The organism is Mucilaginibacter sp. P1_A3, from assembly GCF_056406855.1.
The window spans coordinates 68,875-95,618 of the sequence record NZ_JBFTZJ010000017.1; the positions used below are offsets into that span (position 1 = coordinate 68,875).

General features: G+C 41.9%; 27 protein-coding genes, 1 tRNA gene and 1 riboswitch. Of the genes, 10 read left to right on the top strand and 18 right to left on the bottom strand.

Annotation, left to right across the window (positions count from 1 at the left end):
* Positions 1-19 precede the first annotated feature (19 nt).
* The 3 genes from AC1D0K_RS28810 to AC1D0K_RS28820 are packed head-to-tail and all read right to left on the bottom strand — an operon-like array spanning position 20 to position 2,732.
* Entirely contained in the window at positions 20-613 is a 594-nt protein-coding gene (locus AC1D0K_RS28810) for a LutC/YkgG family protein (RefSeq protein ID WP_477391799.1), read from the bottom strand.
* Entirely contained in the window at positions 610-1,995 is a 1,386-nt protein-coding gene (locus tag AC1D0K_RS28815; protein WP_477391800.1) for a lactate utilization protein B, read from the bottom strand. The genes AC1D0K_RS28810 and AC1D0K_RS28815 overlap by 4 nt, the downstream gene beginning before the upstream one ends.
* Positions 1,992-2,732: a (Fe-S)-binding protein gene (locus tag AC1D0K_RS28820; protein WP_477391801.1), complete on the bottom strand. Its 741-nt coding sequence runs from the start codon at positions 2,730-2,732 to the stop codon at positions 1,992-1,994. The genes AC1D0K_RS28815 and AC1D0K_RS28820 overlap by 4 nt, the downstream gene beginning before the upstream one ends.
* Positions 2,733-3,394: 662 nt before the next feature.
* A riboswitch (SAM riboswitch) is annotated at positions 3,395-3,505 on the top strand.
* A 50-nt stretch (positions 3,506-3,555) separates the two neighbouring features.
* On the opposite strand from AC1D0K_RS28820, the gene AC1D0K_RS28825 reads away from it, so the two are divergent.
* Positions 3,556-3,626 (top strand) — tRNA-Cys (locus AC1D0K_RS28825).
* 95 nt (positions 3,627-3,721) lie between these two features.
* Here the strand turns inward: AC1D0K_RS28825 and AC1D0K_RS28830 are convergent.
* The 9 genes from AC1D0K_RS28830 to AC1D0K_RS28870 all read right to left on the bottom strand — a co-directional run bounded on the left by AC1D0K_RS28830 (position 3,722) and on the right by AC1D0K_RS28870 (position 12,223).
* Complete coding sequence (locus AC1D0K_RS28830) at positions 3,722-4,597, bottom strand: hypothetical protein (protein ID WP_477391802.1); 876 nt, start codon at positions 4,595-4,597, stop codon at positions 3,722-3,724.
* 288 nt (positions 4,598-4,885) lie between these two features.
* Positions 4,886-5,272 carry a hypothetical protein gene (locus AC1D0K_RS28835; protein ID WP_477391803.1) on the bottom strand — a complete coding sequence of 129 codons (387 nt, stop codon included), beginning with the start codon at positions 5,270-5,272 and terminating at the stop codon, positions 4,886-4,888.
* A 216-nt stretch (positions 5,273-5,488) separates the two neighbouring features.
* The gene (locus AC1D0K_RS28840; RefSeq protein ID WP_295712227.1) at positions 5,489-6,334 is read right to left on the bottom strand and encodes a transglutaminase-like domain-containing protein; all 846 of its coding nucleotides are present in this window, start codon (positions 6,332-6,334) and stop codon (positions 5,489-5,491) included.
* A 4-nt stretch (positions 6,335-6,338) separates the two neighbouring features.
* Entirely contained in the window at positions 6,339-7,076 is a 738-nt protein-coding gene (locus AC1D0K_RS28845; protein ID WP_295712229.1) for a proteasome-type protease, read from the bottom strand.
* A gap of 418 nt (positions 7,077-7,494) precedes the next feature.
* A complete protein-coding gene (locus tag AC1D0K_RS28850) occupies positions 7,495-8,427 on the bottom strand; it encodes a bestrophin family protein (protein ID WP_477391804.1) in 933 nt (310 codons plus the stop codon).
* A gap of 21 nt (positions 8,428-8,448) precedes the next feature.
* Positions 8,449-8,928: a hypothetical protein gene (locus AC1D0K_RS28855; RefSeq protein WP_477391805.1), complete on the bottom strand. Its 480-nt coding sequence runs from the start codon at positions 8,926-8,928 to the stop codon at positions 8,449-8,451.
* Positions 8,929-9,249: 321 nt separating this feature from the next.
* Entirely contained in the window at positions 9,250-10,608 is a 1,359-nt protein-coding gene (locus tag AC1D0K_RS28860) for a sensor histidine kinase (RefSeq protein ID WP_477391806.1), read from the bottom strand.
* On the bottom strand, positions 10,592-11,290 hold the full coding sequence (locus AC1D0K_RS28865) for a response regulator transcription factor (RefSeq protein WP_477391807.1): 699 nt from the start codon (positions 11,288-11,290) through the stop codon (positions 10,592-10,594). The genes AC1D0K_RS28860 and AC1D0K_RS28865 overlap by 17 nt, the downstream gene beginning before the upstream one ends.
* Before the next feature lie 177 nt (positions 11,291-11,467).
* Positions 11,468-12,223, bottom strand: a complete 756-nt coding sequence (locus tag AC1D0K_RS28870; protein ID WP_477391808.1) for a YdcF family protein — start codon at positions 12,221-12,223, stop codon at positions 11,468-11,470.
* Between the two features lie 120 nt (positions 12,224-12,343).
* Between AC1D0K_RS28870 and AC1D0K_RS28875 the strand changes: the two genes are divergently transcribed.
* The 3 genes from AC1D0K_RS28875 to AC1D0K_RS28885 all read left to right on the top strand — a co-directional run bounded on the left by AC1D0K_RS28875 (position 12,344) and on the right by AC1D0K_RS28885 (position 16,202).
* Entirely contained in the window at positions 12,344-12,553 is a 210-nt protein-coding gene (locus AC1D0K_RS28875; protein WP_295712247.1) for a YtxH domain-containing protein, read from the top strand.
* Positions 12,554-12,577: 24 nt separating this feature from the next.
* Positions 12,578-13,132, top strand: a complete 555-nt coding sequence (locus AC1D0K_RS28880; protein WP_477391809.1) for an arylesterase — start codon at positions 12,578-12,580, stop codon at positions 13,130-13,132.
* 394 nt (positions 13,133-13,526) lie between these two features.
* On the top strand, positions 13,527-16,202 hold the full coding sequence (locus tag AC1D0K_RS28885) for an alpha-L-rhamnosidase (protein WP_477391810.1): 2,676 nt from the start codon (positions 13,527-13,529) through the stop codon (positions 16,200-16,202).
* Positions 16,203-16,362: 160 nt separating this feature from the next.
* Here the strand turns inward: AC1D0K_RS28885 and AC1D0K_RS28890 are convergent, their stop codons facing one another.
* Positions 16,363-17,046 carry a hypothetical protein gene (locus tag AC1D0K_RS28890; protein WP_477391811.1) on the bottom strand — a complete coding sequence of 228 codons (684 nt, stop codon included), beginning with the start codon at positions 17,044-17,046 and terminating at the stop codon, positions 16,363-16,365.
* A gap of 213 nt (positions 17,047-17,259) precedes the next feature.
* Between AC1D0K_RS28890 and AC1D0K_RS28895 the strand changes: the two genes are divergently transcribed.
* The 5 genes from AC1D0K_RS28895 to AC1D0K_RS28915 all read left to right on the top strand — a co-directional run bounded on the left by AC1D0K_RS28895 (position 17,260) and on the right by AC1D0K_RS28915 (position 22,822).
* Positions 17,260-17,610: a DUF2200 domain-containing protein gene (locus AC1D0K_RS28895; RefSeq protein WP_477391812.1), complete on the top strand. Its 351-nt coding sequence runs from the start codon at positions 17,260-17,262 to the stop codon at positions 17,608-17,610.
* Positions 17,611-17,625: 15 nt separating this feature from the next.
* Positions 17,626-18,039, top strand: a complete 414-nt coding sequence (gene arr, locus AC1D0K_RS28900) for an NAD(+)--rifampin ADP-ribosyltransferase (protein WP_477391813.1) — start codon at positions 17,626-17,628, stop codon at positions 18,037-18,039.
* Positions 18,040-18,145: 106 nt separating this feature from the next.
* Positions 18,146-21,841 carry an ABC transporter permease gene (locus tag AC1D0K_RS28905; RefSeq protein WP_477391814.1) on the top strand — a complete coding sequence of 1,232 codons (3,696 nt, stop codon included), beginning with the start codon at positions 18,146-18,148 and terminating at the stop codon, positions 21,839-21,841.
* Positions 21,834-21,968 (top strand): hypothetical protein, encoded by a 135-nt coding sequence (locus AC1D0K_RS28910; RefSeq protein ID WP_477391815.1) that lies wholly within the window; start codon positions 21,834-21,836, stop codon positions 21,966-21,968. The genes AC1D0K_RS28905 and AC1D0K_RS28910 overlap by 8 nt, the downstream gene beginning before the upstream one ends.
* A gap of 209 nt (positions 21,969-22,177) precedes the next feature.
* Positions 22,178-22,822, top strand: a complete 645-nt coding sequence (locus tag AC1D0K_RS28915; RefSeq protein ID WP_295712273.1) for an START domain-containing protein — start codon at positions 22,178-22,180, stop codon at positions 22,820-22,822.
* 304 nt (positions 22,823-23,126) lie between these two features.
* Here the strand turns inward: AC1D0K_RS28915 and AC1D0K_RS28920 are convergent, their stop codons facing one another.
* The 5 genes from AC1D0K_RS28920 to AC1D0K_RS28940 all read right to left on the bottom strand — a co-directional run bounded on the left by AC1D0K_RS28920 (position 23,127) and on the right by AC1D0K_RS28940 (position 25,306).
* Complete coding sequence (locus tag AC1D0K_RS28920; RefSeq protein ID WP_477391816.1) at positions 23,127-23,489, bottom strand: hypothetical protein; 363 nt, start codon at positions 23,487-23,489, stop codon at positions 23,127-23,129.
* A gap of 2 nt (positions 23,490-23,491) precedes the next feature.
* On the bottom strand, positions 23,492-23,845 hold the full coding sequence (locus tag AC1D0K_RS28925; protein ID WP_477391817.1) for a hypothetical protein: 354 nt from the start codon (positions 23,843-23,845) through the stop codon (positions 23,492-23,494).
* 135 nt (positions 23,846-23,980) lie between these two features.
* Positions 23,981-24,556 carry a C40 family peptidase gene (locus tag AC1D0K_RS28930; RefSeq protein ID WP_477442647.1) on the bottom strand — a complete coding sequence of 192 codons (576 nt, stop codon included), beginning with the start codon at positions 24,554-24,556 and terminating at the stop codon, positions 23,981-23,983.
* A 47-nt stretch (positions 24,557-24,603) separates the two neighbouring features.
* Positions 24,604-24,978 carry a nuclear transport factor 2 family protein gene (locus tag AC1D0K_RS28935; protein WP_477395607.1) on the bottom strand — a complete coding sequence of 125 codons (375 nt, stop codon included), beginning with the start codon at positions 24,976-24,978 and terminating at the stop codon, positions 24,604-24,606.
* Positions 24,979-24,982: 4 nt separating this feature from the next.
* Positions 24,983-25,306, bottom strand: coding sequence for a putative quinol monooxygenase (locus AC1D0K_RS28940; protein ID WP_477395605.1), 324 nt, complete (start codon positions 25,304-25,306; stop codon positions 24,983-24,985).
* A gap of 258 nt (positions 25,307-25,564) precedes the next feature.
* On the opposite strand from AC1D0K_RS28940, the gene AC1D0K_RS28945 reads away from it, so the two are divergent.
* Positions 25,565-26,689: a GAF domain-containing protein gene (locus AC1D0K_RS28945; protein ID WP_477395603.1), complete on the top strand. Its 1,125-nt coding sequence runs from the start codon at positions 25,565-25,567 to the stop codon at positions 26,687-26,689.
* The last annotated feature ends 55 nt before the right edge of the window (positions 26,690-26,744 follow it).

The window sequence follows — 26,744 nt, forward strand, 5'->3', positions numbered from 1 at the left end:
AACTCAAATTTAAATGGGGCTATGTTAGTATAAACACCGATAAACTCCTTGGTCCGTGTGCACCTATAACCAGGGACTGCTCGATGTCGGCTGTTTTTGATGGACCGGAAATAAATGCACCATATCTATATCCCGATTCACCAATTGTTTCATAAGCCTGTGCCATGGTAGGTACAAGGCTGTTTTTGCTGATAACTATGGCCAGGTGCTGGGCAATAAATGGTAATACCCTCACCGTCATTTGCTCCTCTGTTAGCCATAGCGCGCCATTTTCGGCCACGCCCAGGTTTGATGCCAGGATGCAAAGCTCTACATCGGCAAAACTGTGCGAGAGTTCATGCTTTACATCATCAACAAAAGTATAATCTCCCAGTTCGCTAATTCCCGATATGATCTTTACGCCGGGTTTAAACTCTTTTTGGAGAATAGCTTTAATGGCACCATAATTGGCCACTTCATAAACAAAGCTGCCGCCGGCGCTCCCTACGGCGGTGTATCGTTCAACTAAATTCTCGTTATTGTTTGTTAACGAACTTAATATTTCAAGATCGGGCAGCTCGGCATGGCTAAACTGGTTGGCTTTTACGGCCGCTAATATTTTTTCCCTGCTCATTTCTGTTGGTCCTTTCTTTTAGTATACCATTCGCCAAATGATTGCTCGGGTGCTTTTGGCATTTCGCGGTGTTTATACCATGGGTTTGCGCCATTATTAACCGCGAATGGTGCATGTTTAAATGTCCACCTGCCCATTTTGCCGGCTGCGCGGTACAAGGCAGGGGAGGCCAGCGTAAAGGCCATACCTTTCATGGCTATGGTTTTAGCTTTGGGTGTGTAGCCCGCCTTTACAATAACCTGCCGCCACTTATACAGCTGATCGTGAATATCAATTTTAACGGGGCATACATTGCTGCATGATCCGCAAAGGGTTGAGGCAAAGGGCAGGTCGGCATATTTTTCCATATCCAGGTTGGGTGCCAAAATGCTGCCTATCGGGCCGGCAACGGCGGTATGGTAACTGTGGCCACCGCTTTTGCGGTATACCGGGCAAGTATTCATACAAGCGCCGCAACGAATACATTTTAAAGAGTTGCGAAAATCTTCCCTGCCCAATTGAATGCTGCGCCCGTTATCTACAATTACAATATGCATCTCCTTACCATGCTGCGGTTTGGCAAAATGGCTGGAGTAAGTGGTTATAGGCTGGCCGGTAGCGCTGCGGGTGAGCAGGCGTAAAAAAACACCCAAATGTTTTCGTTCGGGGATGATCTTCTCCATCCCCATAGATGCAATGTGGATTTCGGCCAGGTGGGCACCCATATCCGCATTGCCCTCGTTGGTACAAATTACAATTTCGCCGGTTTCGGCAATGGCAAAGTTTACGCCGGTAAGGGCGGCCCGGCGGGTTAAAAATACTTCGCGCAAATGCTGGCGGGCTGTTTCGGTCAGGATCTTAGGATCCGATTCGCCTTTGGCCGAGCCTAAATGCTCATGGAAAATATCACCTATTTCTTCTTTTTTTTTGTGGATGCAGGGCAATACAATATGGCTTGGCGGTTCGCCTGCCAGCTGTACAATGCGCTCGCCCAGGTCTGAGTCAATCACATCAATGCCCTGTTGTAAAAGGTATTCATTAAGGTGGCATTCCTCGGTAAGCATAGATTTGCTTTTTACCATACGGTTGATGCCCTTGTCACTTAGTAGTTTATGGATTATCTGGTTATGTTCGCGGGCATCGGCTGCCCAATGAACAATAACGCCGTTTTTGATGGCATTGGCCTCAAACTGCTCCAGGTAGCTGCTCAGGTTTGATAATACGTTGTTCTTGATCTGTGATGCAGTTTCGCGCAATAATTCCCATTCGGGTAATTTATGTGCGGCTATATCCCTTTTGGCACGTACCCACCACAGGGTTTCGTCGTGCCAGTCAACGCGGGGTTCGTCCCGGTTAAATATGGCTGCTAATTGAGGGTGATCTTTTGTCGCGGTGCTGCTCATTTGATGCTGTGGTTTAAAATTTCGGCAACGTGAATTACTTTAACATCGCTTCCCTGCCGGCGTAAAATGCCTTCCATGTGCATGAGGCAGCTCAGATCGGCCGAGGTGATGTACTGCGCGCCATGTTCAATATGATCATCAACCCTATCTTTTCCCATTTTGGATGATACGGCTTCTTCAACCACGCAGAAGGTACCGCCAAAGCCGCAGCAATCGTCGGCACGGTTTAACGGAACCAGCTCCAGTCCTTTTACCATGTTGAGCAATTGTGCGGGTTTACTGAATGGGGGGGCAACCAGCTCTGTCATTTGCGAAATGCGTAAACCGCGAAGGCCGTGGCAGCTTTGGTGCATGCCCACTTTATATGGGAAGCTGGCATCCAGGCTCTCTATCCTTAATATATCAACCAAAAACTCGGTCAGTTCAAAAACCCGTTTGCGGATGTCGCCCGCCATAGCTTCGTTTTCCTGGGAGTGGAGGTGTTCCTTAATATGCAGCGTGCAACTTCCAGATGGGCATACGATATAATCATATCCCGAAAAATTATCTATAAATAAATTATTGCAGCCGCCGGTAAGATGCTCATAACCAGAGTTGGCCATGGGCTGCCCGCAGCAGGTTTGATTTTTTGGATAATGAACTTCGCAACCCAGTTTCTCCAGTAACTCCAGTGTGGCAATTGCCGCGTTGGGGTAAAACTGATCAACATAACAGGGTACAAATAAAGCTACCTTCATTTTGTGTGCTTAATTAATTGGTTAAAGCAATATTAACGCTTATGGTTTAAACAACTATCCTTGTGTATCTGCAAAAGTACGGTTGTATACAAGGTATCGAAATTACAGATATAGAGGGCAACTGTTATTCAGTTTTTTTTGCAAAAGGTTGAGTGGAATTAGCGTAATGGAGTAATAGGATAATCCATTAGGTGGATGGGAAAGTGAATGGGTGCAATTTAAATATGATTGCTTTGTTTTCTTTTGTTAGCTGAGAGGGTGTCTAAATTTGATTTATTAATTTTTTATACTTCCAATGAAGCACATATCCACGCGTCATTGCGAGGTACGAAGCAATCCCCGCCTTACAGAGCAGCTTTACAAATCGGATCTGCAGCGTTCGGGATTGCTTCGTGCAATGACGGCCTGTTTATTATTTTTAGACATACTCTGAGATGTAAAGAGCTGCCTGTTGATATGGCGGTAAAAAATAGATTCAATATAAACAGGACTTTTATGAGTTGTTGTTATTATGCGCTGAAATTTCGCAACAGTATTTTAATTTATTAAGCTGATTTATAGTATATAACGAACTTATTTGAAAATATTCTACTATTCCTATAGGATTTATATAAATAATGTTTTATGTTTGCATCGTCATCACAGACAATCGTTCTTTATTTAACTTATCAAGAAAGACTGAGGGAAAGGCCCAAAGACGTCTTAGCAACCTCTACATCCGCATAATGTAAAAGGTGCTAATTCCTGCTCCATTCAACGGAGAAAGATAATAATACCATCTTCGCCCCCTGCCAATCTAATAAGTGATTTTATAGTTTTTTTAAGTCGCGTGACCGAGAGGATAGGTGGGGGTCTGCAAAACCCTAAACGGCAGTTCGAATCTGCCCGCGACATCAAAGTTTAGCCGAAAGCCAGACCCGAAATAAAAAAAATTGTTTCGCGTAATTTTGACTTTCAGCTTTCTTACAAATACTCTAATATCAAATTTATTAATTGATATTAGTTGTTCCGCTTGGGTTTTTATTTAGTGAATCTTTAGAGTATAATGCTACTCCAATTGCTACACCCATCCATAGCCTGTCTTGATGTCTCCACTGTCTGCCGAGTTCGCCAGAAATATGGTCAATGCCACCAAATAATCCAACTTGAAAATTAGAATATTGATACATTAGGCCAATTCCTAGGGATACAGCCTTTGTGCTTGTAATTTTTGAGCTATAAAATTTAGGATTTTTAAAAGCTACGCTATCAAGGTTGGCACTTGTTAATCCTATTAATCCTAACAGATTTATGGATTGTTCTTTTGTCCCTGGTATCGTATATTTTAATCCAGCTGTTAAACCCAAATTTAAATTTTCTTCGAAAGCAGAATAAGTATTTCCTCCATTTCCAAATCTGATTTTTAACGGCAATGTTAACGCACCATAAGTGAAATCAAAATTGCCAGTAGTATATAAAATCGCTTTGCTAAGGTCTTCGGCCGAAATTGTAAATTTTTTAAAATTTGCCCAGCTTTGAATATAAGCCTTGTCTAACGGATAGGTAAGTAAATATTTTTTTGTAACGGTGTCATATTTAATACTGTTTAAAGAGCGGGGGTGCCCTCCTTTGGGAGTGTTTTTATCGCCATAGTAGCCAAACAAAATAGTATATAAATTGCCCTTGACATTGGTGATTGTGAATTTAGTGCCTCTCAAAACAGTGTACTGTATTGGCGTTTTTGCCGTATCGGGCACAGAATTAACACTTAATTCTGATGTAGTTATATACCATTTTCCAATAGTTGGAGTTTGGGCTATGCCCAATGAGTGCACTCCTAAGTTGATGATAGCACCCCATAAAATTAATTTTAGTTTCTTTTTCATTGTGATAAGGTTTTGATTTATAGATATTTAATATCTAAATGTAGGCGAAAAGATTCGCATAATTAAATCAATAATGTAAATTATTTTTAGTGTATCGATTATATTTATTCCTGCAAAACCGCATTAACGATTATACAGCAATTATGAGTTTTTGAGTATCTGCATTTTTGTTTTGCAATTCTGGTTTGCTCAAAAAGCGGGACTATTGAATAAGTAATATGAGGGGAGTTTAGTCCAGTGCTTTTGCTTTTTGCCTAACATGTGTTTGTATTATATCGCTTAGGAGAATTAAATTGAAGATTTATCTTTTGATTTAAAACTTGTTGTGAAAAGAGCGATAACCAAGCATATGTTAAATGAATACAAAGGTATATTCGATAGTTTTTCTGTGAATGATTCTCTGTCAGTTGCAACCGTTCCGATTATAATTAAAATTGTAAGGATTGTAATTTTCCATCCCCATTGTTTTGCGTGCAACTTTTTATCTTGTTTTGACGCTATCGCTTCGCCGTTATAGATATAAAATCTGTCTATCATTAATTCAACCATTATAAATGGAGAAGATATTATAACTAAGGTTAAAATGATCAATACTACTTTAATCCATAAAGGAATATCTCCAGGTAACCTTAATAGGGCAATTGTGGCAAAGCAAAAAATATAGTAAAAAACCATAAAAGGTAATAACCATAGAATTTAAGATAGCGCATTTGACTTATTATATTTTAAAGATAGAAACGAATGTCCTAAAACAAAATCGTTTGAATAAATGTATTTGTGGTATATAGGCAAAGTAGTTAAACTACAGAAGTCTTAAGAAGCCTCTGTTATATCCTAAAAAAATAAACACCCTTTCCTTGATCTTTAATTCTTTCACCCTTCATCTGCTTCTTACAAATACGATAGCCCATTATACCCGCTATTGGTATAATAAATCGGCTCAAAACCATCTTCGGCCAGTTCGCAGCTTACCTGCATGGTAGTAAAGGTAACATCGCCAAAAATGTTGGCTATGGCGGTATCGGCGGCATCGCGGCCGGTGGCAATTTTAATAAGTCCGTTAAGCGGCACCAGTTTGGTTGCATCAAACAAAACCCATTTACCACCCAGGTAGGCTTCAAAACAAGCATGGAAATCCGCTGGTTTCAAATGGTAGGCATAGCCTGTAAAGTAACGGGCTGGTATGGTTAAAGCGCGGCAGAGAGCAATACCTAAATGAGCAAAATCGCGGCATACGCCCACTTGCTCGGTAACGGTATCAAATGCCGATGTTTGGGCATTGCTGTAACCGCTCAGGTATTGTACATTGGTATGGATCCAATCGGTAAGGGTTACTACTTTTTCAAATGGGTTGGTGATATGCCCAAACAGGTTGTGCGATAAACGGTACAACTTATCCGACTGGCAATAGCGGCTGGGGTTAAGATAGGGGAGTACCGTAGCATCCAGCTGGGCTACCATTACCTCGTGCTGCTCGTGGTAATCTGTTAGTTCATAACAATTATCAACCAGGGCTTTATAGGTAACTTTAACGGTGCCCGGTTCGCTGATTTCAAAACGCATCAGGCGGTTTTCGCCCTGTGCAGATATTATTTCCTCTATCTTAACGTAGGGTTCAACCGTAAACTCTTCGTTTAAAACGGTTTGGTTTGGTGTGCGTAAAGCGTGTATGTTTAATATCAATGTGCCCGGCGACCGTACTACATATTCCATTTGGGTAAACACATCGAATTTCATTTGCTTAGCTTCCGGTTTTAATTTCTTCTAATCTGTTAAATGTTGTATCCATCCAGTCCTCAGAGATATGCTCCAGGGCCAGTTTCAATTCTTCGGCCCATTGTGCCGATATGTATTCCAGGTCTTTCTTTTCGTACCGTGTTTCGATGATCTCGAAAGTATCCTTTTTGTAAAGGGCGACATCGATAGGGAAATCAACATTGTTTGAACTTACCCTGGTTGAATCGAACGAAAGAAAACCGGTTTTCAGTGCCAGTTTCAGGCTGCTGTCTTCGGTAAGTATGCGGTTTAAAATCGCCTTACCATGGCCCGAGTTACCTATAACCACGTAAGGCGCACCCTGCCCCAGCTCAACCCAGTTACCTTCGGGATAAAGTAAAAACAGCTTGTGTTCGTCGTCGTCCTTTAACTGCCCGCCAATAATGGTGTTCAAATCAAACTTAAATCCGGCAGCTTCCAATGATGCTTTATCCTCAACAGCTACGCGCCTTACCTGTTCGCCAAAGGCATTTACGGCCTTGTACATTTTGTTAAACTCTTTGGTTTCCAGCAGCTCGTTAAAATATACAATGGCTTTATCCCTTGCCGACCGTAGGCCGCTGGTCATGATGAAAAGGGAAAAATTGTCTTTTTGTTCTATGGTGATCTTCTTTTTTACAGTAGTATCTGTTCCCGAAGTTATCCGGGTATCGGCAATAGCCAATAAGCCTTCTTTAACCTTAATTCCGAGGCAATAAGTCATTTTAGTAAACCAGGATTTGTTATAAATTTCCCGATTGCCAAAATAGGGAAAAGAATTTTATTAAGACAGAGGATTTTTGGAGTAAGGAGCAAGGATTTTGAAGCAGGGGATTAAGACTTTTGGTGCATTTTATAGAAACGTTATTGTGAGGTATGGAACAATGACGTGTTTATTTCAGACTAAGCAATAAGCTCTGTATGCTGGCAACGACTCACCCCGACCAGGCTTCGCCGGTCGCCCCTCTCTTCACCTGCGGTGGAAAGAGGGGCGGGAACAGCATTTTTTACGGATTTTTTTTAAGCCCCTCTATGCGCGAAGCGGAGAGAGGGGCAGACGAGCCAGCGATGTCGGGGTGAGTCGACCCTGCGTCAAAAGGCAAACGTCTTAATTCTTCACTCTAACCTCTTGATTCTCTTCACTACAGTATATAAAATACTGCCTGTTTTTGAGGTTGTTTACTTATCATGGCACCTATATCCTCTGGCAACTCATCCTTCATCATTTGTTTAAGGTTGTTTTCAATGGTACGGCTGATGGCAGTTGTGGGCGTATCAGTAGGCTTATTCTCGAACGGATCCTGCAGATGTATGGCCATTTTTTCGATGAGGAAAAAGGCTGATGAAATAGCGATTACTAATGGAACCTGGAAAATGCCAAAGAACTCTATAAGGCTAAAGGGTAGCAACAGTACAAAAAACATCACCAGCCAATGGATATACACGCTATAGGTAGATGGAAAAACCGTGTTTTTGATCCGCTCGCAGCCACCCATTGAGTTCATGAAACCTGTTAACGTACTATCCATAGCTACCTGCTGATATTCGTTTATCCAGCCAAGTTTGTACAGCGTGCGCAGGTCATGGCCCTGCAGCTCGTTTATAGCAAGCGGGGTATGATCCAGGTTTTTGATGTTTTTTATATCATCATCACTTAAATAGGCTTCCAGGTTTTCTTTGGCGTTTTGCCCACGTAAATGGCAGCTTAAACTGTAACACCAGGCCATTTGGCGCCTGATGATACGCTCTTTTAAAGCTCGTTTTTGTTCGCCATCATGGCTGCTGTCAACAAAGGTTAATACCTGCCGGGCAAACGTGCGGCTATCATTTACTATGCCGCCCCACAAAATGCGGGCTTCCCACCAGCGGTCATAAGCCTGGTTTGAGCGGAAAGCCAGCAACAGGGAGATGATAGTACCCAATATGGTTGATACGGTTAAAGGGATTGATACCGCTTTAAAATTATAATACTGGTGGATAAAATAAATTGCCGCAGAGTATACAGCCACCAGGATGAGTTCTTTTTTTATTTTACCGAATACGTAGCTTACCGGTATATTTTCTTTTAGTAGCATAGATGTTTTTTTAAGATGTTATTATTGATGTTCTGTTAATTCCGGCTCGGTAACCAGGATATCAGCCGGCATACCTTGAGTTTTGGGCAGCGCGATTATTTTAATGCTGCATTTGGATATCAGCATTTGGGGCGCGATACTATTTTTAAAAAGCAACTGGTAGTTATCATGTGGCCTTACAATAGCATCAACCTCGTTAGCCTCCAGGTAATTATTAAATACAGCTACAGTGCTGCCATAAAAAAAGTTAATTGCAATACGGTTAATGAGGTGGCTATGCTTATTTTGCAATTCGGTACAGCGGGTGTAAAAATTATCGGGGATATGCCTGTACTCCACACTGCGGCGCGATAACATCAGCAGCTCGCTTAATGAGTCGGTAATTTTAAGCATGTGCACCAGTACAATATTTACCTTTTCGGGGTAATATTGATGTACCAATGCCGGGATGCCTTGAATAGATTGTTGGGTAAAATCGGTTGGGATTAATAGCGTTTTCATAGTCATGTTAATTATTGTTGAAACTTGTATCGTTTTGTTTGATACAAGTGTAGCAGCCAATAATTAAGATGATTTAAGAAACTTATTAGAATTTGATTAGAATTAATTGCAGCCCCCGGCCCATCCAAAGGAGCTACTGTGTGTATACACATCTTTTAATAAAAGAAAATGTCATTTCGATAGAGCAATGGGAGGAATAAGTGGGGAGCGAACGAGAAATCTTCTACACCCTGCATAGTTGACTGCATGTCGTACAGGATTTCTCCTCGTACCTCGTTCGAAATGACAACGTGTCTTTTACAAGCTCCCGTGGGGCTGAGGCTACTCCACCGGCAAAAAAATCTTAATCTCCGTACCAACGCCTACTTCCGAACTGATGCCCAGGCTGCCTTTATGCAGGCGGATGATGTTTAGCGTTAACGGTAAGCCAACGCCGTGCCCCTCATAATTATGCGCGTTTGATGCCCTGAAGAAAGGCTCAAAAATATGCTGAAGCTCGGTTTTAGGGATGCCGATACCCTGATCCTTGATGGATACGATGATCTTGTTGTTTTCTGCCAGCAAGGCAACCGTTACCATACGGTTATCAGAGTATTTACAAGCATTGCTGATGATATTGTTGATGGCCAGCCTTAACAGGTTACTATTACCTTTAACATATAGTAGCTTTTCATCATCGGGCAAATTTTCAAGGTTGATGAATATATTGCTATCCGGGTGGACCCTTTTAACCGATTCTGAAGCGGTAAGTAACAATTCATCCATCCTGATGCTTTCCCAGTTTTGCCTTTTACCATCAAAGCCCGATTGTGCAAGGGTGAGCAGGCTGTTCAGGATTTGTCCTAATTTTTCCGATTCGGCATAAACGGTGTTTAAAATTTCACGCTGATGAGGATTCAGGTCTTGCTTGTTTAAAGCCAGCTCAACCTCTGATGAGATGATGGTAAGCGGGGTTCTTAACTCATGCGACGCGTTGCTTACAAAATTATTTTGTGTTTCAAACGCCGTTTCCAGGCGGTTAAGCATATCATTAAAAGTGTAAGATAGCTCGGCAATTTCGTCTTTGCCGCTTAATTCATCCAGCCGGAAATGGAGGTTGTTTGCTGTAATGTTTTTTACATTATTGATGATGCGCCGCACTGGCTGAAAGGTGTAAAAAGAAAATATCTTCCCAATAAAATAAATCAATATCATAGCTACCAGGAAGCCATAGATCAGAATCTCCTGCAGATCTTTCATCTCCTGGAAACCGGCCGGGTTTGATGCCGAGACAATCACAATATACCTGGAGCCGTCTTTGGTAAATACAGAGCCAGCGTAGAAAGTGTTGTTATTTCTATACTGAGCGGAACCGTTGCTTAATATGTTTTGAATAAGTTTATTACGGATATTACTGCCAGCCGGTGTTTTTACTTTATTGTTGCTATCTACACTTAAAAAATACCCTTTCTCCGAATCCAGCTTTTCCAGGTATTTGTTACGCACCTCCTGGGTGGCTTCGCTTTTGGCACCGGGGAAAAGATTCACTTCGGCCAGGATATTCACCCGGGCTTCCAGTCGCTTATAAAAATCATCGAAACTGAATTTATAAGCAAAGTAAAAAATGGATGCACTGAGCAGTATTAGTATTCCGCCCGATAATAGGAGAAACAGCAGGGTGATCTTACTTTGTATCTTCATCGCTATCTCCCTCTTTCATGATATAACCCATGCCAAAAACGGTATGGATCAATTTAATGCCCCCGTTTTTCTCCAGCTTTTTACGCAGGTAGTTTACATAAACATCAACCACATTGGTGCCCATATTGAAATCAATATCCCAAACGTTTTCCAGGATCTGGATGCGGGATAATACCTTTCTTTGATTTTTTATAAAATACTCCAGCAGCCGGTATTCTGTAGCGGTAAGTTTTAATACTTCGTTATTACGTTTGGCAATTTTTGATTCGGTATCAATGTGCAGGTTATCAATAGCAAAACTATTGTTTGTTTGTATTTCGGCACCGCTGCGGCGCAGTAGTGTACGCAGGCGGGCGGCAAGTTCGGCTATTTTAAAGGGTTTTACCATGTAATCGTCGGCGCCGCTATCCAAGCCGCCTACAATATTTTCGGTAGAGTCGAGCGCTGTAAGCATGATAATGGGTACAGATTTTTTTTGCTCCCTGATGCGTTTACATACCTGTATGCCATCCATTAAAGGGAGCATCACATCCAGGATAACGAGGTCAAAATTATGATCGAGCGCCATTTGCAAGCCTGTAACGCCATTAGCGGCAACACTTACCTCAAACCCGTATGTTGTAAGTCCGCGTTTTATAACCGATACCACATTAGGTTCATCCTCCACTAACAATATACCCATAAAAGGCCGATTTATTAATATTTGTTTAATCCTCCGGTTGCCAAAATAATTAAATAATCTGTTGATCAGGTTATTTGTTGAAATATAGCGAGGGTCATTATTTAACGCAAAGGCTCGTAACCGCGAGGCTCAGGGCAATATATATAGTACAGCAGAGCTATTGGGGATATTCTATTGCTAAACTTTGCCGGTTATATGGTTAACCATATAACCGATGAGTTCTTTGATATATGTATTCCATCCGGTTAGTACACCCGCTTCTGGTATCAGATCTCCAAAAGATAGGTTGCCGGTTCCTGCAAAATAATTGCACGGATAAGCAATTACATCAAAGCCTTTGCTTTTAAATATTTGTAGTGACCGGCGCATGTGAAAGGCCGATGTTACCAATATATAGGGCCCTTTCAATTTATTTTTAATTAATAATGTTTTTGTTAAGGATGCGTTTTCAAGCGTATTGCGCGATTGGTTTTCTACCAGTATACAACTATCCGGTATTTGTAAAGCTATTAGTTTCTCTTTTGCCCAATCAGCCTCCCTAAAGCCATCGGCGAAAAGGTGGCCGTTCCCGCCCGAGATCACAATTTTTTTTGCCTTTCCGGTGCGTTGCAGTAAAACGCCCTGTATAAACCTGTCCGCAGCCCAGTTAAATGCCCACTTGCCTTTGCCGTTATCGCCGGCAAAGCCCCCTAATACAATAACAGCACTGTAGGTTTTGCCCGCATCCAACTTTCCCGGTGCAACGTCCCAGGCTTTGGCGAATAAGTTTAAGAATAGTGGGGCCGAGAAGATCCAAAGTAAAACAAGTCCTGATAACAGGCAGTTACGCTTAGCTTTAGGCTTTTTTGAAAAAACGGCAATAGCCAGTAAAACAAAGATATATAGTAATGGGATAAGTAAAAATGCCAGTACTTTTGAGAGGATAAAAAACATAGTTGAAGTAAAAATAGTTAAAACATTAAACTTTTTACAACGCTTTGTATCTTATCATTACGGTGCGTAACAAACTGGCACCATCATTGTCATATACTTACTCAATAAACAAATAAAAATATGGGCTTTATAAAAACACTTGCCATTGGTGCAGCAGTTGCCTACGGCATAAATTATGTTACCAAAAAAGGACCAGATGGCAAATCAATCATAGATAACCTGGTGGATGAAGCTCCCGAATGGCTGGACCGCGCTAAAAAATATGGTGAACTTACTTTAGAGCAGATAGCTGTACGCGCGCAAAATTTTAAGGATAACACCAGGTATTAATTTTGTATCTGCGCATTTCACTATATGCAGAATATTCTTTTTTTTGGCGATAGCCTCACGGCAGGGTATGGTTTGCCTAATCATAAAACCGAATCGTTCCCTGCCTTAATACAACAAAAAATAGACGCGGATGGCTTGCCATATCATTGTATTAATGGCGGCCTCAGCGGTGATACCTCCTCCGGCGGACTTAGGCGATTGGAGTATTGGATGAACCGCCCATTGCACATTTTCGTGCTGGAGTTGGGTGTTAACGATATCATAAGGGGGATATCACCTCAAACCACCGCTAAAAACTTACAGGAAATTATTGATAAGGTAAAACTCAAGTATCCCGGCATAAAACTGGTGATGATGGGTATGGAGATCCCCTTGTTTATTCCGGGGCCGTTCGCTATAGATTTTAAAGCGGTTTTTCGTAAGCTGGCCGATGTTAACCAGATGGTCTTTGTGCCCTTTTATTTGGATGGTGTGGCAGGTAAATCGCACCTTAATTTACCGGATATGCTACACCCCAACCCGGCGGGGTATAGGGTTATGGCTGATAAGGTTTGGCCGGTGCTGAAGGGTTTGTTGTAGAATTGAGAATATTACCATCATACCCAGTTACTCCGTCAGGAGTTACCTGATTGTAGAAATAGAACATAACTTTTTTTTGCATCGTAGATGCTACCCTTCTCTGACAGATCTGTTGATTAAGGATAGCACCTACGGCGCAATTTGCTTTTTTTGGATGAGGGCTACAAACAGGTAGCTCCTACGGAGCATTTTCAGGACAAAGCATGGTCACTTTTATCAACTTGAACGGCCCCAAAATTTCAATTCTCCGCACAAGACAGTGCAGGACGCGCAAATAAAAATATCACTTTACATTGCCAATCGTATTTTGAAAGCCCGCTTTCAGGGTACTATTTTTTAATGTTTTTGCTAAAACCTTTTACTACTTTTATAAACCGATATATCTTGTTCCCATATGAAACAACCTTTATGTAAGCTCATGCTTTACATCGCGTTATTATTCAACAGTATTTTAATAATCCAATCCGCTAAAGCTGCAGAACCGGCCCAGGCAGTTAACCTAAAGTGCGAATATCTTAGCAATGCGATAGGTATTGATGCAAAACACCCGCGTTTAACCTGGTCCATGGCCGATGCACAGCAAGGAGCTGCCCAAACGGCCTACCAACTTTTTGTGGGTACTGATTCTGTTGCTGTTGGCGCTGGCAGGGGAGATAGCTGGACAACCACTAAAATTACATCCGCTACAAACCTGGTTACCTATGGTGGTAAGGCTTTACAGCCTTTTACCAAATACTACTGGCGTGTTCAGTTATGGGATCAGGCGGGTAAAAAGCTAAGTTCATCGGCAATAACCAGTTTTGAAACCGGTATGATGGAGATGCGCAACTGGAAAGGCTCCTGGATCAGCGATAACAAAGGTATTGCGGTAAATCCGGCCCCGTATTTCAGGAATACATTTAAGGTGGGCAAAACCATCAAATCGGCAAGGGCCTATATCGCGGTGGCGGGTTTGTATGAGCTATATATCAATGGCAAAAAAATAGGCAACCATCGGCTCGATCCTATGTATACCCGGTTTGACAGGCGCACCCTTTACGTAGCTTATGATGTTACTGCTAACCTGCAAAATGGAAAAAATGCCGTAGGGGTATTATTGGGGAACGGCTGGTATAATCACCAAAGTACAGCAGTGTGGTATTTTCACCAGGCACCGTGGCGCAACCGTCCAACTTTTTGTATGGATCTGCGCATCACTTATACCGATGGTACGGTAGAAACCGTATCATCCAATACGCAGTGGAAAACAGCTTTAAGTCCGGTAGTGTTTAACAGCATTTACACAGCCGAACATTACGACGCCCGTAAAGAGCAATCAGGTTGGAACACGCCCGATTTTATTGATAGCGCCTGGAAACCGGTTATCAACCGCTCGGCGACGTCTACTAATATCGTTGCGCAAAGCCTGCAGCCGATTCGCAATGTGGAGGAGATTGCCAGTAAAACCATCACCAAAATCGACAATAATTTATGGGTGTTTGATATTGGCCGCAATATCTCCGGTGTAAGCCAGATCACCGTAAAGGGCGATTCGGGCACCATCATACGCCTTAAACATGCAGAACGCCTCAACAAGAACGGTCATGTAGATCAATCCAATATCGATCTGCATTATCGCCCAACGGATGATAAAGATCCTTTTCAGACAGATATTTTTATTCTTGGCGGCAAGGGCGAAGAAACCTTTATGCCGAAGTTTAACTACAAGGGTTTTCAGTATGTAGAGGTAAGCAGCAGCAAACCTATTCAGCTTACCAAAGAGAGCCTGAAAGCTTTTTTTATGCATAGCGATGTGCAGCCCATCGGCGATGTGAAATCATCAAACCCAACCATTAACCAAATATGGAGTGCCACTAATCATAGTTACCTCAGCAACCTGTTTGGTTACCCTACCGACTGCCCGCAGCGCGAAAAGAATGGCTGGACGGGTGATGCCCACATAGCCAGCGAAACCGGCTTATATAACTTTGATGCCATCACCATTTACGAAAAATGGCTGGCCGACCATCGCGACGAGCAGCAGCCCAACGGCGTGCTGCCATCCATTATCCCAACCGGCGGCTGGGGCTACGAATGGGGTAACGGCCCCGACTGGACCAGCACCATCGCTATCATCCCATGGAATGTTTATATGTTTTATGGCGATAGCAAACTGCTGGCCGATAGCTATACCAGCATTGAAAAATACGTGAACCATATTGATGAACTGTACCCAACCGGCCTCACCAGCTGGGGCCTTGGCGACTGGGTGCCTGTAAAATCAGTATCGCCGGTTGAGCTTACCTCTTCGGTTTATTATTATGCCGATGCCAGCATACTGGCTAAAGCCGCCAAAATATTAGGCAAACAGGCCGATTTTGTAAAGTACTCGGCCCTGGCCACTAAAATAAAAAATGCCATTAACGCCAAATACCTTAACACGCAAACGGGCATCTACGGGCAGGGTTTGCAAACAGAACTGAGCGTTCCGCTATATTGGGATGTAGTGCCGGAAAATTTAAAAAGCAAAGTGGCCGCCAACCTGGCTCAACGTGTAGCCACCGATAATTTCCACTTGGATGTGGGTATCCTTGGCGCTAAAGCGATATTAGGCGCGCTGAGCGATAACGGTTACCCCGATGTAGCCTACAAAATAGCATCGCAGGAAACCTTCCCTTCATGGGGCTGGTGGATGGTTAACGGCGCTACTACCCTATACGAGAACTGGCAGATAGATGCCAAATCGGATATCTCCCTTAACCACATCATGTTTGGCGAGATTGGAGCATGGCTATACAAAGGTATCGCCGGTATTCACCCCGATGTTAAGCAGCCGGGCTTTAAAAACGTGATCCTGGCGCCGCATTTTGTAGCCGGATTAAACGAGTTTACCGCCACGCATGATGGTCCGTATGGAAAGGTAATTTCTTCATGGGCGCGAACCGGTAATGGTGTCACCTACAAAGTAACTATCCCGGCCAATTCAACGGCCACCGTGCAGTTGCCGGCAGGTAAAGCTTATTTGAGTGGCAAGCCGATTGCTACCGTTTACCTGGTAAAAGCAGGAAGCTATGTGTTTGAAGTGAGGTAGGATTACGTGACCTTCTCCAAAAGGAGGGGGCTTTTGATTTGCGTGTTGTTTCGATTTTTTACGCGTCCGCAATAAGAAGTTCTGTATCTGTAACTTTTTGAGCAGGAAACGCCTTTCAGTATCTCTGAAGGGCGTTTTTATAACAAGGAAAAATAATAACTTAATCGGTTGAAGATGCCGCAATGAATGTTATAATGTTTTTTCTCGAATCGTATATTGTCCAGCAAAATGTTCCCCACCATTCTTTCCCATCATCGAAATAGTTTGTCCAGTTATCAGACCAAGATATTATTTTCAAAAAGTTCGAATCCGAGGGCCAATACACATGTAGAATTTTGTTTAAATAGGATTTTATAATTTCAGAAAAAAAAAGGCTTTCGTTTTCTTCATAATTTTTACTCGCAAAATCTTCTGATCTTCTAAATTGTAAAGAATAAGGTGGATTTATTAGCGCTTTAGCAAGTCCATTTTCAACTTTGTGGTGTATGATTTTTTGTTCACGATCGTAAGAAAACACATTAACTTTTCCAGTTTCTAAGTGGTACCCTTCGCCAATAAAATTTGTAAAACTTATTTCTTCTCCCTGTAATTCCTCATCAGGTAAGATTCGAAATTTAAAGAATTCACCAACATCCACGTTGGGGTTGGTTAGTTTAAAGTGGGTTTCAAATTCTTTGCCCAAAATTTCAATTCCATTTTTCGCAGCATTTTTTGAAACTGCATAAATATTATTTGACAACTTGCCGGTATCAAATATAACAGTATCCAATACTGCTCCTATTTCTTTAAGATAATTAAGGAATTCCTTTTGATCAGGTGTATATTTTGTTTCGGATAATGTCATTGAAGATTGAAAATGTTAATATTTTATCGGAGTATATTATTTAAAGCTACAATTTTCTTCACATCCTCAATAAAAGAGTTCGACATCTGTATTTTTTGTCCCGGCGGGGCCTCCGCTGAAAGACCCAGCAAGACAAAATTTTCAACATCATGTTTTCGCAGCCCTCACTACTTGCTGAGAAAAAATTTAACTTTAATTATTAATACAAGTAAGATGGATAATACAAGAGTATACAGAATGTCTTTTGCAAGTGTTTATCCGCATTATATCCAAAAAGCCGAGAAAAAAGGTCGCACAAAAGCTGAGGTGGAAGACATCATCTTTTGGCTAACAGGATATGATAAACAAACACTGCAAAAGCATATCGACGATAAAACTGACTTTGAAACCTTTTTTGCCCAGGCACAGATAAATCCAAATGTTTCAAAAATTACAGGTGTAATTTGCGGCTATCGAGTGGAGGAAATTGAGGACAAACTCATGCAAAAAATTCGTTATTTAGATAAGCTGATTGATGAATTAGCAAAAGGAAGGACTATGGATAAGATTTTAAGGAAGAATTGAAATAAAACAATTTGAATGGACAAATCAAAGCAAACTTCAGAAACGCTCTATCACGGCACTAAGGCAAATCTAAAACATGGTGACCTTATTGAACCCGGTTTTAATTCAAACTATGGGCAACGAAATAAGGCCAGGTTTGTTTACCTGACGGCCACCTTAGATGCAGCAACCTGGGGTGCAGAACTCGCTGCCGGTGAAGGACCTGGCAGAATCTATATAGTAGAACCAACCGGATTGTTTGAAGACGATCCCAATTTAACGGATAAGAAGTTTCCGGGTAATCCCACCAGGTCATACCGCACTAAGAGTCCACTTCGGGTCATTGGAGAAGTCGCGGATTGGCAAGGACATCTTCCGGAACAGCTTAATGCGATGAAAGATCACCTGGAGAAACTTAAACAACAGGGTATTGAGGCCATTGAGGACTAAAAAAAGGGAAATAAGGCAGGTAAATACTTAGTTATCTCGTCATTACCATTTTTTTAAAACTACGATGTTATAAGTTTGTAACAGCGATTGAGTTATAATATTTCAAATGGATACCTATACTTTCCATGTTAATACCTACGACCTGGCTCTCTTTGGTACGATCTTTATCGCGCTCACTTTTGTCCTGCTTTTATGGTTCACCCCAAAAATAAACCGGGCTGCAAACCGGCTTTTGGCCCTGGCAATGGTTACGATTGTTTTGTGGATAGCCCGGATATTGGGTATCGACATCGGACTGTCAACTTATATTACTAATTGGAGCCTGCTGCCGCTGCAATTTTCGCTTGCCCTTGGCCCCCTTATTTTCTTTTACGTGCTTAAAATAACCCGGCCGGAATATAAATTCCGGTCTAAGGATCTGCTGCATTTTAGTCCGTTGCTGCTGGAATTGGGTGCTCAGGCATTGGAAGTCAGGGATAGTATAAATACCGGTGCAGCTACTTATGAAACGCCGGCCTTTAAGCAAGTGAACCCGGTATTGCAACTGCTGGCGTTTGTTTCGGTCACGATTTACATTTACCTGGCTCACAGGCAGATAGGAAGCTTTTACCAGCGGTTAAAATTTAATGGGGGTGACCGTTACCGCAACGAGTTACTATGGATTGATCGTTTGCTTACCGTATTCGGCATGCTATGGTTACTATGGATACCGTTTACAGCGGTTGACTATTTTTATTACCATGATAAATCAGGAGCACAGCATTATTTTCCTTTGTACCTTCTTTTCATATCCCTGATCATTTGGATTGCTGCAAAGAGCCATTTAAAAGCAGAAACTTCTGAGAAGACGGATACTACAGTAAAGCTATTATTACCGGCAGATCTGAAGCTAAAAGGATCCTGGTTAAAAATGGAAGTAAAGGAAAAAGGCTACTACCGGGATGCGGAGTTAAGCCTGAGCTCTCTTGCTGAAAAACTCGGATTGCATACTCATGAAGTATCCCGAATTATTAACACAGTTTTCAAAAAAAGCTTCAACGATTTTATCAATGAATACCGTGTTCGCGAGGTTGCCCTTAAAATGCAGAACCCATCCTATGATCATATCACGCTGCTTGGTATTGCTTATGAATCGGGCTTTAATTCACAAAGTAGTTTCCATCGTGTTTTTAAGCAATTTACAGGTGAAACCCCTTTGGAATATAAAAACCGTATTCAAAAAGTTCTCCCATATTATAACTTGAGAGGTTTTACTCAGCATATGCCGCTAATATTGAGCCATGTAAACCCTCCGGGGTGGACACATGAAAAATTAACCGGCAGTCGTATGTTTAAAACTTATTTTAAAATTGCATTCCGCGGATTTTGGAGGCATAAGCTATTTACACTGATAAATATTATCGGTTTATCCATAGGTATAAGCGCTTTCCTGGTCATTTACCTTATTGTACACTACGATTTTACATTTGATAAATTTCACAAGGACAGCGACCGGATTTACCGCGTTGTTATGAATATATCATCTCAGGGGCATAAAATTTATTCGAGTGGCGGACCTGGCCCACTGGCGGATGCGATTAAAAGCCAGGCCACAGGAATAGAGAAAATTACGCCGGTATATTCACTGTCGCCTCATTTTGTCTATATCGACAAAGATAAAAACGCACAAAAACGGTTCAAAGATCCGGACAGGATAACACTTGTCGATCAGCAATATTTTAAAATTTTTAATTATGCATGGCTTGCCGGCTCATCGCAACACGCGCTTGATGCGCCCGGCCTGGTAGTGTTAACATCCCAACAAGCCAGGCTTTACTTCCCCTCGTTATCCTATCATGAAATGATTGGTAAAGTAGTTATATATGATACCCTTAAGACAACAGTCAGTGGTATAGTTGAAACGTTTACCGAAAATAGCGACTTTACCTTTCACGATTTTATTTCCTTTAGTACCGCCACAACTAATAAACATTTAGCTGATGATCTGCATATAAACAATTGGGACAGAATCTCTTCGGCATCAGAGGTTTTTGTAAAGCTGGCGCCTGGCGCCCCGTTACCCGGGGTTGTAAAGCAGATCAATACCATTTTCAGGAAAAGTAATCCGCCGCGTGCCGAACAAAAAATGCCTGCACCCATCGTGGATCTGGCCTTGCAGCCATTGGATGATATTCACTTCAATCCCGACTACAATATTTTTAATTTCTCATGGCCAGCCAGCAAAACAACACTTTACGGATTATTGGCCAGCGCTATCTTTTTGTTGTTGCTGGCATGTATCAATTATGTGAATTTAACTACCGCCCAGGCGGCCCAAAGGGCAAAAGAAATTGGGATCCGCAAAACTTTGGGTAGCAGCCGGATGCAATTAGTTGTTCAGTTTTTAGGCGAAACATTTTTTATAACATTCTTTGCGGTTTGCATATCGGTGTTGCTTGCTCCAATTATTTTAAAAATGTTTGCCGACGTTATATCCCCGGATATTCATGCGAATATGCTGCAGCCGGATATCATACTCTTCCTGCTGATATTAACTATTGTGATAAGTATTTTGTCGGGTTTTTATCCCGCAATTGTGTTATCGGGCTACAAGCCGGCATCGGTGCTAAAAAACCAGGTGCAGGGCAATAGTAATAAAACGCGGAACGCGTGGCTCCGTAAGTCGCTTACGGTTTCGCAGTTTGTCGTAGCCCAATTTTTTATAATGGCTACCATTTTGGTAAGCCAACAAATTTATTACGCCTTGCATAAAAACCTCGGGTTTAAAAAGGATGCCATCCTGGTTATTAATACACCCTGGCAAACCAGTAAGGCCAGCACCAACCTGGTATTGCTGAACGATTTTAGGTTGATGCCGCAGGTTGCCCTTGTGGGTTTGGGTAATGACCCACCTTCGGCTGATGCATTTAACAGGACGCGTATGACTTATAACGATGGAAAAAAACAAATTACAACAGAAGAAATAATAGTTAAGTCTGGTGATGAAAACTACATCAAAATATATCAGCTAAAATTGCTTGCCGGCAGAAACATAACCGAAGCCGACACTGGGAAAGCCATCATCATCAACAATACTTTCGCTAAATTATTAGGCTTTACTAACCCCCATGAAGCTATCGGGAAGCAGTTGAATTGGTTTGGTGGCCGAAATATTAGTATTATTGGCGTAGTTGCCGATTTTAATCAGCGGTCGCTGCATTCCACCATTTATCCATCAATCATAACATCAGGAAGTCCAATCCCCCGGCCAATGATGACCTTACATGTTAGTTTGAAACCTGAAACCGCAGGCGGTAGTGAGTGGAAAACCGCAATTACAAATATGGGAAAGGTTTGGAAGAAGGCTTATCCCGACGATGATTTCGATTGCCATTTTTATGATGACACGATAGCCAGATTTTACGACGAAGAACAACACACATCAACCCTGCTTACCTGGGCAACGGGTCTCTCGATATTGATTAGCTGCCTCGGGCTGTTAGGACTTGCCATTTACACCACCAATCAACGAACAAAGGAAATAGGCATACGCAAAGTATTTGGCGCAAGCGTTGCTCAAATAGTAACCCTGCTATCAACTGAATTGATATCGCTTATTTTATTGGCTTTTATCATAGTAACGCCGATTGCATGGTACGCCGTAAATAAATGGATGGAAAGCTTTGCTGACCATGTAGCTATTAGCTGGTGGGTATTCGTTATCAGCGGCGCAGGGATGCTGCTAACAGGATTATTTACCTTAAGTTTCCGAACCATTAGGGCTGGTATGGCGAACCCGGTGAAGAGTTTGCGAAATGAATAAATTTATATTGCCATCGGGCCTACTATTGCCGGTTTACTGTTTGGTGGATTACCTGGATATTCAGTTGGGGGCTTATTTCCCTCATGGGGGCTGGCTGCGCTCTGTTTTAAAGCCACTATCTCAATAAAAGTGTTCGACGTCTGTACCGTGGCAACTAAGGGGGCAATGCCATCACAACAAAATAAACTCACAGCCCCGACACACCCAATTGCCACGCCAATTTCACATTTATGTTAACCCAATGAGCAAATGACCCTGTGTTGACAGGTAAAATGAGCATTTGGCCTGTTTTGTATATAGATTTGTTACATTGAATATCGAAACTCAATGAAAAACATGTACAAAAAACTAACCTTATTATTACTGCTGATAGTAAATGTTGCTTTAGCGCAGGGCGACGAGAACTGGGTATTAAAAACCAATAACGATGGCGTAAAGATTTTTACCCGTAAAGTAGCCAATTCAAGCATTAAGGCCATAAAGGTGGAGTGCTCTTTTGATGCCACTCCTTCACAGTTGGTAGCGGTATTATTGGATGTAAAAAACAGTGAGGATTGGTTGTATCATACCTCATCAAACTATATTGTAAAGCAGGTGTCGCCGTCGGAGTTATATTATTACTCGGTTGTTGAAGTGCCCTGGCCCGTACAAAACCGCGATTTTATTGCCCACATCAAGGTATCGCAGGATACCGAAACCAAGGTAATTACCATTGATGCCCCTTGCGTGGCCGATATGGTGCCGGTAAAACCCAAAACAGTACGCGTTGCCGATTCAAAAGGCAAATGGGTGATTACCCCTATAAGCAAGCACCAGGTAAAAATTGTATACACCCTGCATGCCGATCCGGGAGGTAGCATCCCCGCATGGTTAAGCAATATGTTTGTAACACAGGGCCCGGCAGAAAGCTTTAAAAAGCTAAAACTGCAATTACAAAAGCCGGCCTATAAAAATGTGAAGCTTGCTTTTATAGCAGAATAATTGCAGTTATGTAGATTTTTTTCTGTTGTTCTCCCTTTCATCCCCTGGAAAATCGCTTTTTAAAAACACCACCGCGTCATGCCGTCCGTCGGCTGACGGATCGGCACCCCACATGCAAGTAAGCGCGGGATGGGCATGCTGTAGACAGGTCGTAGACCTTGCAGGTTTGAATATCCTGTGGGATGCCGAAATAAATTCGGCACGACGTCTGCTTTTTAATTTTCGAACTCCTCAGGCTAATGTGAAAGTCACTATTAATTTAAAACGCGATTTCTCTGCTTGCGCCCTTCGTCCCTTGTTTCACCTAACGAAAACCCTCGTGAATAAAATAACTTTTGGTGGTGGTGCGCATACGGTTTTTGAGCATAACGTTGAGTTTAAGGGTAGCCTTTCCGTTTCTTAGCAGGCCATCTTTTATAATCAACAATGCCTTTTTTACAAATAGCAGTTGATTTTTTTCGCCCTGCACGTAGGCAAAGGCGGTAAAATAATAATCCTCATTAAAGCGCGTAAGATCAATAGTGAGGCCGGTATGCAGATTGAGCCTAAACAGCTGCCTGGCGTTTTTGCCCGTAATGTTTTCGTTGGTTTTGGGATTGCTCATAACCCAATCTACCAGTCCGGCCTCCAAAATCGGGAAAATCTCGTTTAAATAAGCTTCGGCCATGGCTATTCAAACAGGAAAAGTTTCAACTCTTTTGTACATAGGGTACTGCACCGGGGTATGGTTTGCAAATAGTATTCTGTTTTAAGTACCCTGGTAAAAAAATAATCAACCGCGGCTTTAAAATGATCAATATTTACATCCGCGCTTATGGGTAGGTTTTGATTGTCAATAGCCTCAAAAAGGTAGCTGCTATCTTTCACAAACACACCATCTTCAATATATAACGTAGCCTCCAGCAAAGCCGAATTAGTTTCCGGCAGCGGCTTCCTGTTTTTTTTAACACTCATTTTAAACGGGTTATGCAGCCGCTCTACAATGGTTAACCCGTCCTCTATCGTTATTGCGTACTCTTCCATTTGCCTTTGTATTTAATAAAACAAAATTGCTAATAAAATTAGCAAAATAGCAAATGGAAAGAAGGTTTATTTTCCACAAAATGAAAACGGATTTCGGGTTTATTTCAATATATAGTCGTTGCCTGCGACCAAAAACTAGTGGTCATTTTGCGCAAACACCCTGATGGTTTTTAAATACCTGCCGTTGTAGTAGGAGTTAAAAGGCGTTTCGGTTACGCCCTGGGCCTTGCCGGATGTGGAATGCAAAAAAGTGAGCGTTTTATCTGCGCTTACTTTTAAGATACCCATATGCCCCGGCACCCGCAGCGCGCTGTCGAGGCCAGTGAAAAGCACCAGGTCGCCGGTTTTGGCCTGGGCAATGGGAATCTGCCGGTTTACATATGTAAAATCAACCGAGCGCCGTGGTACAGCAATATTGAAATGGTTAAAAACATAGGTAATATAGCCAGAGCAATCAAAGCCACGCGCAGGATCAGTAGAGGCATACAGGTAAGGGATACCCTGCAGGCTTTGGGCAAATGCAATTAGTTGAGCCGGTGTTGTACTCCCGGTAACTACTCGGGTTACAAAACCGGCGCTGTCGGGTGGCGGGGGCGGCAGGGTATCACGGCGTAATCCGCTCGCCGAACCAATCACCAACGCCTCTTTGCCACAACCATGGCAGCCGCTCAATGCCACAGCAACAATAAATAACAAAGCCAGGTACCGCATACAGGGTACTACATGCTTATGGCTTTAAATGTTTCTGCTTTCCGTTTTTATATAGATTGGGGTTGTAATCCATCAATAAAAGCGTATAACTTTTGTATTCGCCCATCCTTAAGCACTACCACATCCTGCCCTGTAACAGTATCTGGTTTATCCGGAGGCCCAAAATGCCAAAATATGCTGGCAATATGGTGGTGACTATTCACTGCACCCGCAGGCGTAAATACAAATCCCGGATTTTTGCTTTGCAGTTCATCAATAAAATGGTCAAGCTCCCGGGTGCCGGCAAAGAGTGAAAACGGGTCAATAAATTCCACATCATTGGTGTAAATTTCCGCTATGCCGCTTTTGCGTTTTTCCGCATCGGTTTCGCTCCATATTTCCAAATGCTTTTTAAGCAATTGTTCTGCTGTTAGGGTTGCCATTGTATTATTTGTTTATTTGGTGTGTATCAAAATGAGCAAATGGCGTATATGCTGTCGGCTCGCGTGTAACGCCCAGGTTTGCCAGGGTTTTTTCAAAAGCCACAACCTCGGGTTTCTTCATCTGGATACTTAAAAAATCTTCCATGCTATAATTCCATGTTTCGTAAACCAGGAATTCTTCTGGTTTTTCAAGCCCTTCATGAAGGGTCGCATTTACAAAGGTGGATTCTTTGCTTATGACGTGGAAAAGATCAGTTATAACCCTTTTAAATTCATCTTTAGTTTCGGGAGTGGCCGTAAATTTGATGGATAATGTGAGCAGTTTCATTTTTTTGTTTTTATGAGCTGATAGATGCCCGGTTAATTGATGACATAAAGGTACAGTAGCAAAAAAAGACTGAGATTGATTGAATGTAAAAATTGAACTGATTTAAATGGAAGGCATCCTCATAGCGAGAATGCTGACATTGACTTAAACCAGATACTATTGTCCCTAATATCTTCGGCAAAACATAAATTGCTGATTTTAATTTTTTTATCCAATATAATTATAGATATTTTCACTTTATTCCTCCATCGTATTTTAATGAGTGAAGCTCTCCGATTATTAGCTGTTGAACGATTTGTAAATTATAATTTACAGCTCGACAACGAATTACAACAGCTCACCTTAATGGCATCCGAAATTTGTGAAACACCGGTTGCTTTGATTACGCTTATTGATAAGGATAAGCAATGGCTGAAAGTAAGACTCGGCACCGATGAAACAGTTCTTCCGCGGGAATTTTCGTTTTGCAGCCATGCTATCGAGGATGACGGGATTATGATAGTTCCCGATATGTTGAATGATGTTCGTTTTGTTGATAATCCGCTGGTTGTTAACGATCCTAATATTCGGTTTTATGCCGGAGCGCCATTGATTTCACGTGATGGATTTCGTCTGGGAACACTGTGCGTAGTTGACATGCAACCGCATGAGTTAAATAAATATCAACAGCTAATGCTTGAAATACTTTCAAGGCAGGCTATCAACATTATGGAGCTTAAGGTAAGCCGCGATTTACTCAGCAAACATGCGGCGGAGGTAGCAGAGCAGAGAAGAATAATTGAACATGCCGAAACCAGGTTGCGGTCGTTTTTTGAAAGCTCTTCCAGCTTTCATGTTCTGTTGGGTGCCAGGGGCGAAGTGTTGGACTTTAATAAAACAGCCTATAATTTTCTTAAACGAATCCATAATGCCGAAATAAATATTGGTTGCCAGATGATCAGTTTCATAGATATGGGTTTTAAGAACGCGTTTTTAAAAAAGTATAATTTAGCCTTATCCGGAAAAAAATCTGTAGCAGAAGGTAAAACAGACTATCATAAGCACGGCTTAATTTACTGGGAGGCAACTTTTGAACCGGCAAAAAACAATGATGATAAAATTATAGGCGTGTCCTATTTAATACAAAATGTTACCGAGCGAAAACTACAGGAATTGAAGATCATAGATCAAAATGAATCATTAATAAATATAGCCTATATCCAGGCACATGAGTACCGTGGGCCTCTAACGTCCATAATGGGGATGGTGAACGTAATTAAAGATGAATCTTATAACTTACCCGATGAAGTAATAAGTTTATTAGACGGTGCCGCAAATAAACTTGACAGAAAAATAAACGAAGTGATTAATACCGTTAATAAGATAGTTGAGACGGGTAATTAATTTGCCTCGTTTAGTCAGTAGGGTAATTTTAAAAAGAATACTGTATGGTATTCAC

Bases quoted from the DNA above. Each gene is read 5' to 3' on its own strand.
- AC1D0K_RS28810 (WP_477391799.1), bottom strand. From the start codon at position 613: ATGAGCAGGGAAAAAATATTAGCGGCCGTAAAAGCCAACCAGTTTAGC.
- AC1D0K_RS28815 (WP_477391800.1), bottom strand. From the start codon at position 1,995: ATGAGCAGCACCGCGACAAAAGATCACCCTCAATTAGCAGCCATATTT.
- AC1D0K_RS28820 (WP_477391801.1), bottom strand. From the start codon at position 2,732: ATGAAGGTAGCTTTATTTGTACCCTGTTATGTTGATCAGTTTTACCCC.
- AC1D0K_RS28830 (WP_477391802.1), bottom strand. From the start codon at position 4,597: ATGAAAAAGAAACTAAAATTAATTTTATGGGGTGCTATCATCAACTTA.
- AC1D0K_RS28835 (WP_477391803.1), bottom strand. From the start codon at position 5,272: ATGGTTTTTTACTATATTTTTTGCTTTGCCACAATTGCCCTATTAAGG.
- AC1D0K_RS28840 (WP_295712227.1), bottom strand. From the start codon at position 6,334: ATGAAATTCGATGTGTTTACCCAAATGGAATATGTAGTACGGTCGCCG.
- AC1D0K_RS28845 (WP_295712229.1), bottom strand. From the start codon at position 7,076: ATGACTTATTGCCTCGGAATTAAGGTTAAAGAAGGCTTATTGGCTATT.
- AC1D0K_RS28850 (WP_477391804.1), bottom strand. From the start codon at position 8,427: ATGCTACTAAAAGAAAATATACCGGTAAGCTACGTATTCGGTAAAATA.
- AC1D0K_RS28855 (WP_477391805.1), bottom strand. From the start codon at position 8,928: ATGAAAACGCTATTAATCCCAACCGATTTTACCCAACAATCTATTCAA.
- AC1D0K_RS28860 (WP_477391806.1), bottom strand. From the start codon at position 10,608: ATGAAGATACAAAGTAAGATCACCCTGCTGTTTCTCCTATTATCGGGC.
- AC1D0K_RS28865 (WP_477391807.1), bottom strand. From the start codon at position 11,290: ATGGGTATATTGTTAGTGGAGGATGAACCTAATGTGGTATCGGTTATA.
- AC1D0K_RS28870 (WP_477391808.1), bottom strand. From the start codon at position 12,223: ATGTTTTTTATCCTCTCAAAAGTACTGGCATTTTTACTTATCCCATTA.
- AC1D0K_RS28875 (WP_295712247.1), top strand. From the start codon at position 12,344: ATGGGCTTTATAAAAACACTTGCCATTGGTGCAGCAGTTGCCTACGGC.
- AC1D0K_RS28880 (WP_477391809.1), top strand. From the start codon at position 12,578: ATGCAGAATATTCTTTTTTTTGGCGATAGCCTCACGGCAGGGTATGGT.
- AC1D0K_RS28885 (WP_477391810.1), top strand. From the start codon at position 13,527: ATGAAACAACCTTTATGTAAGCTCATGCTTTACATCGCGTTATTATTC.
- AC1D0K_RS28890 (WP_477391811.1), bottom strand. From the start codon at position 17,046: ATGACATTATCCGAAACAAAATATACACCTGATCAAAAGGAATTCCTT.
- AC1D0K_RS28895 (WP_477391812.1), top strand. From the start codon at position 17,260: ATGGATAATACAAGAGTATACAGAATGTCTTTTGCAAGTGTTTATCCG.
- arr (WP_477391813.1), top strand. From the start codon at position 17,626: ATGGACAAATCAAAGCAAACTTCAGAAACGCTCTATCACGGCACTAAG.
- AC1D0K_RS28905 (WP_477391814.1), top strand. From the start codon at position 18,146: ATGGATACCTATACTTTCCATGTTAATACCTACGACCTGGCTCTCTTT.
- AC1D0K_RS28910 (WP_477391815.1), top strand. From the start codon at position 21,834: ATGAATAAATTTATATTGCCATCGGGCCTACTATTGCCGGTTTACTGT.
- AC1D0K_RS28915 (WP_295712273.1), top strand. From the start codon at position 22,178: ATGTACAAAAAACTAACCTTATTATTACTGCTGATAGTAAATGTTGCT.
- AC1D0K_RS28920 (WP_477391816.1), bottom strand. From the start codon at position 23,489: ATGGCCGAAGCTTATTTAAACGAGATTTTCCCGATTTTGGAGGCCGGA.
- AC1D0K_RS28925 (WP_477391817.1), bottom strand. From the start codon at position 23,845: ATGGAAGAGTACGCAATAACGATAGAGGACGGGTTAACCATTGTAGAG.
- AC1D0K_RS28930 (WP_477442647.1), bottom strand. From the start codon at position 24,556: ATGCGGTACCTGGCTTTGTTATTTATTGTTGCTGTGGCATTGAGCGGC.
- AC1D0K_RS28935 (WP_477395607.1), bottom strand. From the start codon at position 24,978: ATGGCAACCCTAACAGCAGAACAATTGCTTAAAAAGCATTTGGAAATA.
- AC1D0K_RS28940 (WP_477395605.1), bottom strand. From the start codon at position 25,306: ATGAAACTGCTCACATTATCCATCAAATTTACGGCCACTCCCGAAACT.
- AC1D0K_RS28945 (WP_477395603.1), top strand. From the start codon at position 25,565: ATGAGTGAAGCTCTCCGATTATTAGCTGTTGAACGATTTGTAAATTAT.